8 protein-coding genes are annotated in these 14,546 nt (G+C 40.1%); 7 read left to right on the plus strand and 1 reads right to left on the minus strand.

Annotated features, from left to right (window positions below; translation table 11 throughout):
* Positions 1-155: 155 nt before the first annotated feature.
* Positions 156-767 carry an RNA polymerase sigma-70 factor gene (locus MWU78_RS01520; protein WP_246994306.1) on the minus strand — a complete coding sequence of 204 codons (612 nt, stop codon included), beginning with the start codon at positions 765-767 and terminating at the stop codon, positions 156-158.
* A gap of 112 nt (positions 768-879) precedes the next feature.
* Between MWU78_RS01520 and MWU78_RS01525 the strand changes: the two genes are divergently transcribed.
* From MWU78_RS01525 to MWU78_RS01555, 7 genes are all read left to right on the plus strand, one after another.
* On the plus strand, positions 880-2,049 hold the full coding sequence (locus tag MWU78_RS01525) for a FecR domain-containing protein (RefSeq protein ID WP_246994308.1): 1,170 nt from the start codon (positions 880-882) through the stop codon (positions 2,047-2,049).
* Positions 2,050-2,220: 171 nt separating this feature from the next.
* The gene (locus tag MWU78_RS01530; protein ID WP_246994310.1) at positions 2,221-5,541 is read left to right on the plus strand and encodes a TonB-dependent receptor; all 3,321 of its coding nucleotides are present in this window, start codon (positions 2,221-2,223) and stop codon (positions 5,539-5,541) included.
* 11 nt (positions 5,542-5,552) lie between these two features.
* Positions 5,553-7,049 carry a RagB/SusD family nutrient uptake outer membrane protein gene (locus MWU78_RS01535; RefSeq protein ID WP_246994312.1) on the plus strand — a complete coding sequence of 499 codons (1,497 nt, stop codon included), beginning with the start codon at positions 5,553-5,555 and terminating at the stop codon, positions 7,047-7,049.
* A 66-nt stretch (positions 7,050-7,115) separates the two neighbouring features.
* Positions 7,116-8,555 carry a sulfatase-like hydrolase/transferase gene (locus MWU78_RS01540; RefSeq protein ID WP_246994314.1) on the plus strand — a complete coding sequence of 480 codons (1,440 nt, stop codon included), beginning with the start codon at positions 7,116-7,118 and terminating at the stop codon, positions 8,553-8,555.
* Between the two features lie 503 nt (positions 8,556-9,058).
* Positions 9,059-10,639: an arylsulfatase gene (locus MWU78_RS01545; RefSeq protein WP_246994316.1), complete on the plus strand. Its 1,581-nt coding sequence runs from the start codon at positions 9,059-9,061 to the stop codon at positions 10,637-10,639.
* A gap of 277 nt (positions 10,640-10,916) precedes the next feature.
* A complete protein-coding gene (locus MWU78_RS01550; protein ID WP_246994318.1) occupies positions 10,917-12,506 on the plus strand; it encodes a sulfatase in 1,590 nt (529 codons plus the stop codon).
* A gap of 22 nt (positions 12,507-12,528) precedes the next feature.
* The gene (locus tag MWU78_RS01555; RefSeq protein ID WP_246994320.1) at positions 12,529-14,445 is read left to right on the plus strand and encodes a glycoside hydrolase family 97 protein; all 1,917 of its coding nucleotides are present in this window, start codon (positions 12,529-12,531) and stop codon (positions 14,443-14,445) included.
* Positions 14,446-14,546 lie beyond the last annotated feature (101 nt).

Genomic DNA, 14,546 nt, shown 5'->3' on the forward strand with positions numbered 1-14,546 from the left:
AGGTGACTAGCAAATATCGAAATCCAACTTATGAAAATAGGTTGGATTTTATTGTTTTTTGCCAAGGACTTTGTTAAATGATTCCATTGGATGCAAACTGAACTATGGTCTTCTTCTTCAATAATTGCGCGTTATGGAAGGGATTATATCTGGAGCTATACCGATCTAGAAGTGTGTGGGTCTTTTTTTAAAGATTTGAATATTAAGAATAAAACCTGAGGCATTTCCTCTCTTATTGACTGTCTAAGAATGGAAAAGGCTTTGGTGATATGGGCTTCTACCGATTTAATAGATACTTGTTTATATTCGGCAATTTCCAAATTGGTGAGTCCATCATGTTTGCTCAACATAAATATTTCCCTGCATTTGGGGGGAAGGTTGTGTATGGCCCTTTTTACTAATTTAATTTTTGCTTCCAAGGCATGTTCATCTTCATTTTCTACCATAGTGGTAAGCGCATCAATATATTTTTTCTCTAAGGGAACTACTAATTTCTGTTTGCGATATTCGTCTATAAATTCGTTGTAAACCGATTTATAGAGAAAACTTCTAATTTCAAAATCGGTTTTTAACCTATTTCTTTTCTTCCAAGTACGGATAAAAACATTTTGGACAATGTCTTCAGCGGCTTTCTCATCATTACTAAGGCTATAGGCATAAATACAGAGCTTATGGTGGTAGGTGTCCACTAGAAACGTATAAGCTTTGGAATCCCCAGATTTTAGAGCTTCAATCAATTCTAAATTGCCAGAATATTTGGTTGACATATGGTAATTTGGTAATTATTGGCGGGTTATTTGGGCAATTTAAAAAAAATATACTAAAAAAGTTAGGGTTATGTAAATTCTATACGTATTAAGTGTAAATGGTACGTTTCTAATGAACGATAAGCAAGCAAAAGAACTAATAGCCAAATTCCTGATCCAACAAGCCTCGGCCGCTGAGTTGGATGCGCTAATGCTATGGTTGCAAGATGCTAAAAACGAACAATTGTTCAGCTCCTATGTCCAAACTAATTATGCCATTGAACACCAAATGAGACAATTTGATCCCAATAGATTAAAAACCAAGTTGCAGCTATTAATGGACGAAGAGATCAAGGCTGTTAAGCGAAAAAAGATCCGTAAAATTATATCTTATTCGGCTGCGGCGGTGGTTACGGTGTTATTGGCCACTGGCTATTTTCTACAGAACAACAGTTTTAATAAGCCTATAGAAACGACCCCCAGAATAATTAGCAATAATATTAATATAGGGTCTAACAAAGCCACTTTGACGCTGGAAGACGGCTCTCAAGTTGCCTTGGAAAAAGGGAACACTTATCAAACACCAAATGCAAGCAGTAATGGCGAAGTAATCGTATACGGAGCGGATAAAAGTGATGGGGCAAGAGCGGTCTTTAACTATTTGACGGTTCCAAGGGGAGGACAGTTTCACCTGGTATTATCCGACGGTACTGAGGTTTGGTTAAATTCCGAATCCCAACTTAAATATCCGGTAAACTTTATAAACGGGCAAACTCGCAAAGTAGATTTGGTTTATGGTGAAGGCTACTTCGCTGTTTCACCCAGTACGGAACATCAAGGTACAAAGTTTGTAGTCTCCAATCAATCACAGGAAATAGAGGTATTGGGTACCGAATTTAATATTAAGGCCTATAAAGACGAAACAAATATATATACCACCTTGGTAGAGGGCAAGGTTGTCATTAATACGGAAACTGCTAAAAGAGTCCTGCAACCGTCGCAACAGGTAAATCTAAATCTTTACGATAACAGTATGGAAGTGGCTACCGTTAATGTTTATAACGAGATTTCGTGGAAAGATGGCGTTTTTAGTTTTAGAAGAAAACCTCTAGTGGAGATTATGAAGGTGCTATCTCGCTGGTATGATATGGATGTTAATTTTGAAAATCCTGAGATGGAAAAAGCAAGGTTTAACGGGGTGCTGGATAAAGACCAGAAAATAGAGGATATATTGAATACTATAAAAAATTTCAGGGTCATTAAGGACTATGAAATTATTAATAAATCAATACTCTTGAAATAAAATAGAATTTTAAATAAAAAGGGAGCGAAGGAGAACATTTAGCGGTGCATCAACTTCGTCCCTTTAGAGTGTATTACTTAAACAAATGTCCAACCAATACTATGTAAATTTATGAAAATTAAATTAATTAAGTCCCGGTCGTTCCTCCGAATGCGGGTGTTATTCATGATTATGAGAACCTTTATTTTTCTATTGTGCACAACCGTTTTTGGGATTACAACGGAAAAGTCATTTTCTCAAGAGAAAGTAACGATAGAGGCCGACAAGGTGGTCTCCGTAGATGAGGTTTTTGATATTATTCAAAACCAGACCAAGTATCGTTTTTTATATCCTGACGATCTGTTTGAAGATGCTCCTCAAGTACAATTGAAGAAAGGAGAGATTGCAGTGGACGAGCTTTTAAAACAAAGTTTATCCAAGAGTGCAGTTGAATTTGACCTGTCCCGAAAAAACCGTATTGTGATTCGGGAACGGCACACCAAAACAGGGCCTGCCGAAGAAGTGTTGTCGCAACCACAATTCGAAGTTTCGGGTACGGTAACAGATCAGACGGGTCAACCCTTGCCAGGCGCAAATATTGTTGAAAAAGGAACAGCCAATGGGGTTACCGCAGATTTTGATGGGAATTTTTCTATAGATGTTGCCAACGAAAATGCAATTTTAGTAGTTTCTTACATTGGTTATGCTACGAAAGAAGTTCTACTTGATGGGCAGACTTCGTTAAATATTGCTCTAGAGGAATCTGCAGCAGGATTAGAAGAAGTTGTTGTAGTGGGATATGGAACGGTACAACGGAAAGATTTGACCACTTCCATTTCAACGGTTAAGGCAGAGGAAATATCAAAAATAACTACCGCTTCCTTTGATCAGGCGCTTAAAGGTATGGCTCCGGGATTGTTTATTGCGCAATCACAAGGTGCTCCAGGGGCCCAACCAGAAATAAGAATTCGGGGAACTAATTCGATTTCTGCAGGTACTGCCCCTTTGTATGTTATAGATGGACTGGTAATTCCAAACAATAGTGGTTCGGCAAATGCATTTGATGTGGATCAGGCAACACCGGGTGCGACGAATATATTTGCTACAATAAATCCGGACGACATTGAGTCGATTGAGGTATTAAAAGATGCTGCAGCTACTGCAATCTATGGCGCAAGAGGTAGTAATGGAGTGATTATTGTAAACACGAAACGAGGTAAGTCTGGCCAGGCTAAGATTAATTTTGACTATTACACTGCTATAGCCAGCATTTCAAAGGATTATCCCTTAACCAATGCTGTTCAATATATTACTATAGCGAATAGATATACTGATGCCAATGGGGCTAATCGATTGTTTACAGATGCAGACTTGGAAAATTTTTCAAGTACAGGAGGTACCGACTGGCAAAATGCAGTTTTTAGAACTGCCATAACTCAGAATTTTTCCCTTTCAGCATCAGGGGGTACTGATAAATTTTCATACTTCCTATCCGGCTCGTATTATGATGAAGAAGGGATAGTTATAGATAATGATTTGAGTAGATTTTCAATTAGGGCAAATTTGGATGCTACACTCGGAAAATTCAAACTTGGAAATAGTATGACTGCCTCGTATACAACCAACAATGATATTCCATATGGAATAGACCGTAATCCACAGGCAGGTCCTGCAGTTATTTCCAGTGTTTTGCAAATGCCTCCTACAGATCCCATTTTTAATGCGGATGGGACATACTTTGTATTTCCAACAAGGTCATCTGGGGCAATAACAAATCCTGTAGCTATTGCAAAAACTCAGGAAATACAGTATAAGACACTAAGAAGTTTGGGCAATTTCTTTTTGGAATATACAATTTTTGACGATTTGAAAATACGCTCAAGTTTAGGATATGATATTTTTTCTAGAAGTGATGGAGTTTACTTTCCTAAGGAGACTACGTTATTAGGAAGTGAGTTGGGAGGGGTAGCCAGAAGGGCGAGTACTTTAAATCTGACCTGGTTAAACGAGAATACCTTAAGCTATAATAAAGAATTTGGAAATCATAAGGTCAACGCCGTTATTGGTACAACTTTTCAAGGAAATCATTTAGAGGGTGTTTTTGCTGGGTCTTCCAATTTTGTTACCGACGGGTTTAAGTCTTTTAACCTTGAGGCGGGAGCATCGGATTTACCTCCAGGGTCAATCCTTCAAGAATGGCAAGTCTCTTCATTTTTAGGTAGGGTGGCATATGATTATAAATCAAGATACTTATTAACTTTTTCTGGTCGATATGATGGTTCATCAAGGTTGGGACCTAACGATCGTTATGATTTTTTTCCAGCCGTCTCTGGTGCGTGGAGAATAAGTGATGAACCTTTTTTCGAAGGCATATCAAATAAAATAGATTATTTGAAACTTAGGGCTAGTTATGGAGTAGGAGGTAACGATCAAATTGGTAATTATGCTTCCTTTCCAAGTTTTAGTACAACTTCTGTGCAATTTGGAAGCACGTCGTCTACTGGGGTGATTCCAGGCAGTTTTGGCAATCAGGATATTAAATGGGAACGAACGACACAGTTGGATATTGGCCTGGATGCAACCTTTTTTAATAATTTCTTAAGTCTTACAGCTGATTATTACGACAAAACGACTACAGACTTGTTGGCTCCAAGGGTATTGGCTTCTGAATCAGGTTTTTCTAACATTACGGTTAATGCGGGTGAGATTAAGAATAGTGGCTTTGAATTGGAGGTTGGAAGCACTTTTAACCTAGGTGAGTTCGCAGTGGACCTAAATGCTAACGCTTCCTTTGAGAAGAATAAGTTCATAAGTCTGGGAGAGTTTAATCAGGCAGATACATTACGAACAGGTAATACAGCAAGAATTGTTGGCAAGCCTTTGGGAACTTGGTTTATCCCGCAGTTCAAAGGTATATATCAAATAGGGCAAGAGGCAGAGGCAGCGATTTATAATAAAGAAGTAGGAGATCCTATTATCGAAGATATAAATGGAGATGGGCAGATAGTTCCATTGGATGATTTTAGGGCAACTGATTTAAGTGCTCCCAACAAGTACTTTGGATTTAACGGTAATGTTCGCTATGAAGGGTGGGATTTAGGCTTTTTCTTTCAAGGAGCCTTCGGTCATAGAATTTATAATAGGGATTTTGCGGAAAGAGGCTATAGAATTAATCAAGGTCTTAGTAACTTTTATACGTCTTTATTAGATGCGTGGACTCCTCAAAATCCAAGTAATACTATACCCAGATTGAATGCAAATATAAATCACCTAGTTCATTCTGGGACTGTTCAAAAAGCGGATTACATTAGACTTCAAAATATAACAATAGGATACAATTTCGATAAAAGGGTTTTAGATAAACTAAAGGTTTCAAAATTACGATTGTATTTGAGTGGACAGAATCTTGCCACGTTTACAAAGTATGACGGATTAAATCCTGAGGCGTTTAATGACAATGGATCCTATCCATTGAGTCGCACTTATAGAATAGGAGTTAATATTAGTTTATAAATAAAATAAAAATGAAAAAATATATAATTACTACCAGATCGTTCTTAACATATATATTGATATTCTCTTTTTTTGGTTGTGATAATTTTTTGGAGACGGAGCCAAGAAGTTTTATCAATCCATCTACTTTTTTTAATACTGAATCCGATGCAGAAGCTGCAGTTTTGGGAGGGTATAGAACTTTTGGATCGGGAATTTCTGGCTCTTTTGGTTGGCATCAGGATTTTCAGTTGGCTGCCATGTCCGACGATTTTACTGTTAGACCATTAGCGAATCCCAATGATGTAGATAGAAATGCTAAATTTATCGATTTTAACCCTACACGCGGACCACAGAATTTATATTATCAAGTGGGGGCGATTAATACGTTTAGCTGGTCCATTGACGGAATATCGGGAATGCCTGAATTTCCCAATAAGCAGGCATTAATTGCCGAATCAAAATTTCTTCGGGCCTACAATTACTTTATTATGGTACAGCTATTCGGTGGTGTTTCAATCATTGATAAAGCTTTGGAAACACCTGAGGAAGCTTCAAATATACCAAGAGGCACTGTTGATGAAGTTTATGATTTGATTGTTAGTGATTTAATAACCGGAAGTGAAGAATTACCGGAAACATCCCCCCAACCTGGACGTCCCTCCAAGTACACAGCTATGGCTTTATTAGCCAAGGTTTATTTAACTAAAGGCGAATGGACAGATGCTGCTTCTTGGGCAAAGAGGGTGATTAATGAAAGTGATAGGGAATTATTACCATCTATTTGGCATGTATTTGACGATTCCAACGAAAATAATCAAGAGTCATTATTTGAAATTCAATACGAAATTGAATTACAAAGAGCGAACCAAGTAGGTAATTGGCCTAGGGGTATAGGTGCCAACGCTGATAAAGATTATTTTCTTGGTCCAAATTGGGGAGGTGTATATATTGCATCAGAAGATTTGATTTCTGATTTTGAGCAAGGTGATGAAAGAAGAAATATGATTGCGACAGAGGTCCCCAATGCCGCTGGAGAAGTCCTTACCTTCAATGCCGATGGTGCAACCCCCAATTATAGTATAAAAAGAACACCTAGTGCCTATATCAATGGACTTGAATCTAATAACAATAGCAGCTATAATTTTATTGCACTTCGGTTAGCTGACGTCTATTTAATAGCTGCAGAAGCGGAAAATGAGGTAAACGGTCCGGGTTCTGCCCTACAATATATCAACCCAGTTCGTAATAGAGCCGGATTAAGTAATATAGAAGTAACTAATCCCGTAGTATCGTCGGATAAAAGTGCTTTTAGGTCTGCGGTAAGAAAGGAACGTAGAACCGAGCTTTTTGACGAAAGGGTACGCTATTTCGACTTATTACGTTGGGGCACTCTGGTAGAGCGTGTTTTGGCAGTAACTCCAGATGCACAAATACAACCTCATCATGTTTTGTTTCCAATTCCTCAAGATGTATTTGAAAGAAATGATGGTGTGAATGCAGCAACTGATCAAAACCCGGGATACTAAAATGATTTTCGGTCAAGAAATTATTTTAAATAAGAATCTGATACTAATTAATCAAAAATGGTGTTAATGAGGTCAATCTATTTCAGGAAAATTACTCCAATATTCATTTGTTTCTTTCTTTTCGCTTGCGAAGAAAGAGAGAAACTAAATACAGTGAATAAAGAAAAGGTGGCAGGGCCACCTAATATAATTATTTTGCTGGCCGATGATTTGGGTTATGGGGATTTATCAATTTACGGAAGTCAATCTATTGAGACCCCAAATATAGATGCCCTAGCGCGAGAAGGTATGCGGTTCAGCCAATTCTATTCGGGTTCGGCAGTCTGCTCTCCTTCTAGAGCATGTCTTCTGACTGGGAAATATCCTTTACGTTATGATATTCGAAAACATTTTAATGATAATGAAGAACATCTTCCAGAATCTTCTATAACACTTCCAGAACTATTAAGGGATAATGGGTATAAAACTGTACACATTGGCAAATGGCATTTAGGCGGGTTAAGGCCAATTGACTATGAACGTCGTGTCCAAGATAAGAAAGCTAATCCAGGACCATTGCAACACGGTTTCGATCACTATTTGTCCAGTATTGAGGGTGCTCCTATTAGGCCAAAACTACTTAAAGAAAGAAAATTGTACAGGGAGGGAGGTAAATATATGATAAGAAACGATAGGCGAGCAGATACCATAAATAAGCATTGGACAGAAATAAAAGTGGACGAGGCGATTTCTAAAATCGATATCTTTGATAATGAAAATGCACCCTTTTTTATTAATCTTTGGTTCGATGTGCCACATACTCCTTACGAACCTGCCCCTGAACCCCATTTATCGAAATATAAAAAACTTGGTGCGACAGGCGATCAATTATACTTTAGGTCTATGGTATCACATTTAGATGCCAATATAGGTAGGTTGATCTCCTATTTGAAGGAAAAGGGAATTTTTGAAAATACTATAATTCTATTTACTTCAGATAATGGTCCAGCTTTTCAGGGAAGCCCAGGACCATTTTCAGGTGGTAAAACTGATTTACATGAAGGAGGATTGCGTGTTCCCATGTTAGCTGTCTGGAAGGGTAGGATTCCAGAAAATACCTATTCATTTAATACCTTACACATGGCGGATATTTTGCCGACCTTGGCAGATGCTGTCGGAATTAATATAGATAATCTTGAAATAGATGGAATTAGTGCGTTGCCACTTCTTGAAAATAATAATTATGTGGAACGAGAAGCCCTTTATTGGCAAATGGACCTCTATAAAGGCTTTCAAAATCAAGGTCCTAAACCGCATCCTTATGCAACTTCGGGTATAGTTCAGGGAAAGTGGAAAATGTTAATGGACAGTACTGGGCCAGCAGCGCTTTACGATTTGGCGCAGGATCATCGCGAGCTATATAATCTTAAGGGCAAGCATCCCTTTATCGAGAAAGAACTCTCGTCAAAATTAGAGGACTTCTTAATGGCTAAAAGGGACACCACTGGATTTATTGAAGTTAAATGATTGCCGTGTCGACAAAACTTGAGTATATATATTGGCATGTTTTTTAGTTTGAAAAGTTCTTTGCCACAAAAAGGTATAGATTAGATCCAATGAAAAACATTTCCCTTTCATAGTTAAATATAAATTAACATGGAGTGGGCAGTTATCATAGTTCTAGGTATTTAAAATGCATGTTTTAGTTATTTGAGGCGGTTACTTAATTTCCTTTAAATGGGCAGACCCAATTGTCTGCCCTTTTTTACCTCCTAATCCTTATTCCTAGACCTGCCAAGTTTTGGCATTACCTGGGTAGTATTAGGTGTTTTCCATATCGTGGAATTTTTTTAATGTCGTGAAAAATTTATCAAAATATAGTGTTAAACTCATGGTCTAAGCAAAAAACATACCACTAGTGGTGCTTTTACTAGTGGCAACATCAATATCCTTTATCTAATTTTAAAAATTCAAAAAAATCTTGGGATTCTTAAAAGCAAATTAAACACCATCTAAAGTTTTTTATACATATGAAAAAAGTATTCAATTTTATTACAATACTGTTCGTTTTTTCCCAACTCTCCGTCCACGCCCAAAGGAATAAGGCAACGACCCAAAAAGGGACAGCCCAATCCCCCAATATCATCTATATCTTGGCAGATGACCTGGGTTATGGCGATGTTAAGGCTTTTAATCCCGAAGGGAAAATTGCTACCCCTAACCTGGACGCAATGGCTGCCAATGGGGTCAAGTTTACCGATGCCCATACCTCATCGGCGGTATGTACCCCTACCCGCTATGGTATTTTAACGGGTCGATACAATTGGCGAACTTCCTTAAAGAGTTCGGTATTGAGCGGCTATTCAAAATCCTTGATTAAACAAGAGCGTACCACCATTGCCGAAATGTTAAAAACACAAGGCTATACTACAGCCTACGTAGGCAAATGGCACCTAGGTTGGGACTGGGATGTTCAGGATAAGGATCCCAACTTAGAGCATAATAAACTTAATGCAAATCCGGAGGTGAACTTCGCCTCTCCCGTCAAAAATGGCCCTGCTACCCATGGGTTCGACTACTCCTTTGGTTTTTGTGGCTCCCTCGATATGGCGCCATACGTATACGTGGAGAATGATATGCCTACTATGGTACCGACCAAGACTACGGTATCGGTGGATGAAAAAGGCATTTGGAGAAAAGGACCTACTTCGGACGATTTTGTTCATGCTACCGTTCTCCAGGATCTGACGGACAAGGCCGTTAAATATATAGATGAAAAGGCCAAGGGCAAATCCCCCTTCTTTTTATATTTCCCATTACCAGCCCCCCACACACCTATTTTACCTACCACAGAATTTTTGGGCAAGAGCAATACCAATATGTACGGCGATTTTGTAATGCAGGTAGATGATGTGGTTGGCCAAATAAGGGCCGCCCTTAAAAAACAGGGCATATCCGAAAACACCCTTTTGGTGTTTACCAGTGACAACGGCTGTTCCCCGAAAGCCGATTTTGAGGAGCTTGCCAAAGTAGACCATGATCCCAGCTATACTTTTAGGGGCACCAAAGCCGATATCTTTGAAGGTGGGCACCATGTACCCTTTATAGTAGAATGGCCTAATAAAGCTGCCAAAAATACAAGTTCGGACAAAATTATCTGTACCACCGATTTTTTTGCCACCTGCGCCGAATTAACAGGCTATAAAATTAAAGATACCGAGGCAGAGGACAGTTATAGTATGCTGTCTCTTATACAAGGGGAAAAGGATGAGGAGATTCGTGAATATACTGTACATCATTCCATAAATGGGTCTTTTGCCATCAGACAGGGGCCGTGGAAATTAAGTATTTGTCCTGGATCCGGAGGTTGGAGCTATCCAAGGCCACAAGATATAAAACAAGAGAATCTGGATTTGCCTGCCATGCAGTTATACAATTTGACGGCCGATATTGGGGAAACAAAAAATTTGATAGCCCAATTTCCAGAGAAGGCGGCAGAGCTTAAGTCGGCCCTTAAGAAAATCATTCTCGACGGTAGAAGTACTCCTGGGGCCAAACAGGAAAATGATGGTATGGAAGGCTGGGAGCAAATTGAAGAAATTATTAATTAAGGGGAGTTCGGTTGATTTTTAATTGTTAATGATTTTTTTAGGTTAATGTTGTCAGGTCGAGCGCAGTCGAGGTTTGTCAGGTCGAGCGCAGTCGAGACCTCATTGTCCCCAAAACCTCTCGACTCCGCCTGTCCGTCGACAAGGCAGGCCTGTCTGCCGGGAGGCAGGCTCGAGGAGACATAAGCATTGGCTTTAATTAATGTATAATCAATTATTTGCATTTATTTTTTAATCAAATTCACGATAATTAAATATTCAACAAATCAAAAAAAAGTCCATGCTAAGAATTTATATATCCATTCTTTCTTGTTTAACGGTATTACATGTTTCCTGTCAAAAACAGGAAAGTAAGGGGCAGCCCAATATTGTTTTTATCCTTGCCGATGATTTGGGCTATACAGACCTGAGTTGCATGGGCAGTACCTACTATGAAACACCCAACATAGACCGCATAGCAGATCAAGGAACTATTTTCACCAATGGATATGCTGCCAGTAGGGTCTGTAGTCCCTCACGGGCAAGTATAATGTCCGGTAAATTTACTGCTAGGCATGACATCACCGTACATATTGGGTCCCCTTCTGGTGAGGCATGGCGAAATAGGAATCGATTTACAAAACTGCTTCCGGCCGAATATACCCATAACCTGCCCAAGGAGTATATTACCATGCCCGAAGCGTTGAAACAGCATGGCTATAAAACATTTTTTGCCGGAAAATGGCATTTGGGGGACAAGGGTTCCTGGCCCGAAGATCACGGATTTGATATCAACGTTGGCGGCTGGACGTCAGGAGGGCCAAGGGGAGGATATTTCTCTCCTTATGACAACCCTAATTTGGAAAACGGAAAGGATGGGGAGAACCTCTCGCATCGACTTGCCGAGGAAACGGTAAAATTCATTCAAGAAAATAATCCGCAGAAAACTGGAAAGCCTTTTTTTGCCTATCTCTCCTTTTATGCGGTGCATTCGCCTATTCAGACCACTCAGGAAAAATGGAAGAAATATCGGGATAAGGCAGTGCAACAAGGAGTGGCGGAAAATGCCTATAGCATGGGGAAATTTTTGCCCATTCGCCAGGTGCAGGACAACCCAATTTATGCGGGTTTGGTAGAACAAATGGATGAGGCTGTTGGGCAGGTACTTTCCGCCCTGGACGAGCTGGGGCTAGAGGAAAATACCATTGTTGTGTTTACCTCCGACAATGGAGGGGTGGCAGCCGGGGATAATTTTTCTACCAGCAACAAACCCTTGCGGGCCGGTAAGGGATATCAGTTTGAAGGCGGTATCAGGGAACCCTATTTTATCAAGATTCCAGGTCTCTCCAAAGGCGGTGATAAAATTGATTACCCCGTTTCCGGAACAGATTTTTATCCCACATTCTTGGAGTTGGCAGGTGCCCAACAACTTCCCAAGGAACATAACGATGGCATAAGCCTTCTCCCTTTGTTTAAAGGGGAAACATTGGCCGAGCGGCCTCTTATCTGGCACTTCCCGCATTACGGGAACCAAGGGGGTGAGCCTTCTTCCATTATTCGTAGGGGCAACTGGAAGCTTATTCATTACTATGAGGACGGAAGAAAAGAACTCTATAACCTGTCTAAAGACCTTGGGGAGACAACGGATCTTGCGGCAGCCTATCCTGATAAGGTGCAAGAGCTCAATAAGGAGTTGTTTAATTATCTGACAGAGGTGGGGGCCAAATATGCAAAGCCCGACCCAGAATATTCAGAAGAAAAGGCCAGGGAGTTTTTGCACAAAATGGAATATGAAAAGATGCCTGCTCTGGAAAAACAACGTTTGGAACTGTTATCCAATGATTTTGACCCCAAGAATAACTGGTGGGGCAGTATGGTAACCAAAGATTAAAAATGTATAAATTAAAATTATAATGATAATGCGAAGAATGTTCTTTTTTATTGCCTTGCTGACAGGGTTGGTGTCCTGCCAAAAATCCCTGGATAATTTCAACCTTACTTCTCCAGATGGTAATCGCTCCATAGGGATACAGCTTGTTGATAATAAATTGAATTATCAGGTTGGCTCTCAAGATATAGAATTTGTCGGGACTTCGGAATTGGAAATAGTACCGAACGCGAAGGTGACCATCTTGAATGCCACAGAAATTGAAAACGATGAAAGCTGGAATCCGGTTTGGGGGCAACAAAGCAGCATCCGTGACCATTATAAAGAACTTCAATTGGATCTAAATATCGATGGAGTAGGGGGTAAATTGTTGGCCAGGGCCTATAATGAAGGAGTTGCTTTTAGATTTGTCCTCAACGAAGGCGAAAAACCAAAGGAGGCCATTTTTAAATGCACTTATAACTTGCCCAATGGCAGTAATTATTTTACACCGGCTGGTGAAAGTGAACCATTGGGGCCTGTGGATTATAAAGGACTGACCGATTATTTACAGGACAAAGGTCCTAAAAAGAGAAAAATTAGTGTCCCTCTAGTGGTTGAATCTGCAGACCAATCCTATATGGCGTTATTGGAGTCGGACCTCTATGTGGCCAATGGCATGGATCCCATGCATCTTGATGTTGGGGAGATGGAAGGAAAAATTGCATCAATCAACAAAGTAGCATTAAGTGACAAGGAATGGACCAGTCCTTGGCGGGTAATACTTTTTGGGAATTCGGCTGGCGACCTTGTGGTGAACACGGTGCCCATCAACTTGGCAAGTCCGTCAAAACTTGATAATACAGAATGGATAAAGCCAGGAAAGACCTTGTGGGATTGGAGGGTTCATGGTTACACCGCTCCGGATGGGTTTGTGTATGGTATCAATACTGAAAGCTATTTCCGTTTTATCGACTTTGCCGCCGAAAAGGGAATCGACTATTTCCTTATCGATGATTCCTGGTATAAGGAAGTTACCAAGGGACATTTTGAACTGTCGGACAAACTGGACCTGGAAAAGGTCATCGCATATGCGGCAGAAAAGGAGGTAGATCTAATGTTGTACTATGACAGAAGGCATGGAGAATATGGGGATGATGAACTTTTTCCTTATTACAAGTCCTTGGGAATGAAAGGGATCAAATACGGTTTTATGGGCAGCAATGTAGATTTTACCAGGGAGGCCATACAGAAAAGTGCCGCGAGTGAGCTGTTGATCGATTTCCATGACGGTCCGGTACCCTTTACGGGAATACGCCGTACCTATCCCAATGCCATAACCAGGGAATACTGCCATGCCCAGCAGGATTCACGTAGGGCTTTCACCCCCGAGGCGTTCATTAAAATGGCACTGATAAACGCCATTACCGGTCCTTTGGATATGAACAACGGCAATTTTGATCTAACGGGGATCAACAGTGGACTACGGCAAAAAGGCCCAAGGGAAACAAATACTTATTTTTCGACAGTAGCTTCTGAAGCCGCCCGAACATTGGTTATTTTCAGTGGTTTGGTCTGTATCCCAGATGCCCCGGAAGCTTATGAAGCCAAGGCCGATCTTTTCGAATTTATTCAAAAAATGCCTGTTGGGAAATGGGACGAAAGCCAGATTCTACATTCAAAAATAGGCGAATATATTACAACGGCAAGGCGCCATGGTAAGGAATGGTTTATTGGCAGTGTGTACAACCAACAAGGAGGGGCACTGGACATTGGTCTCGACTTTTTGGAGGCCGATCAGGAATACGATATCACCTTTTATGAAGACACCTCTGAAACCCATTGTAAGACCAATCCAGAAGCTTACCAGGTTAGGAACGGTAAAATTAAAAAAGGGGATGTTATTAAGGCCGTAATGGCGCCGGGAGGCGGACATTGTATGTGGATAAGACCTATTAAATAATAAAATCATGTCAAAGACTTTTTCAGTTAAATGTTTATTTTTTCTGATTATAACAGTTATTTCCAATGCACAGGAAAAAAGCATCGATTGGCCAGTACTTT

It is taken from the genome of Arenibacter sp. F26102, from assembly GCF_023015865.1.
Lineage (GTDB): Bacteria > Bacteroidota > Bacteroidia > Flavobacteriales > Flavobacteriaceae > Arenibacter.

Excerpts from the sequence above, each read along its gene's own strand:
- MWU78_RS01545 (WP_246994316.1), top strand. The coding sequence starts at position 9,059 with ATGAAAAAAGTATTCAATTTTATTACAATACTGTTCGTTTTTTCCCAA.
- MWU78_RS01550 (WP_246994318.1), top strand. The coding sequence starts at position 10,917 with ATGCTAAGAATTTATATATCCATTCTTTCTTGTTTAACGGTATTACAT.
- MWU78_RS01525 (WP_246994308.1), top strand. The coding sequence starts at position 880 with ATGAACGATAAGCAAGCAAAAGAACTAATAGCCAAATTCCTGATCCAA.
- MWU78_RS01520 (WP_246994306.1), bottom strand. The coding sequence starts at position 767 with ATGTCAACCAAATATTCTGGCAATTTAGAATTGATTGAAGCTCTAAAA.
- MWU78_RS01530 (WP_246994310.1), top strand. The coding sequence starts at position 2,221 with ATGAGAACCTTTATTTTTCTATTGTGCACAACCGTTTTTGGGATTACA.
- MWU78_RS01555 (WP_246994320.1), top strand. The coding sequence starts at position 12,529 with ATGATAATGCGAAGAATGTTCTTTTTTATTGCCTTGCTGACAGGGTTG.
- MWU78_RS01535 (WP_246994312.1), top strand. The coding sequence starts at position 5,553 with ATGAAAAAATATATAATTACTACCAGATCGTTCTTAACATATATATTG.
- MWU78_RS01540 (WP_246994314.1), top strand. The coding sequence starts at position 7,116 with ATGAGGTCAATCTATTTCAGGAAAATTACTCCAATATTCATTTGTTTC.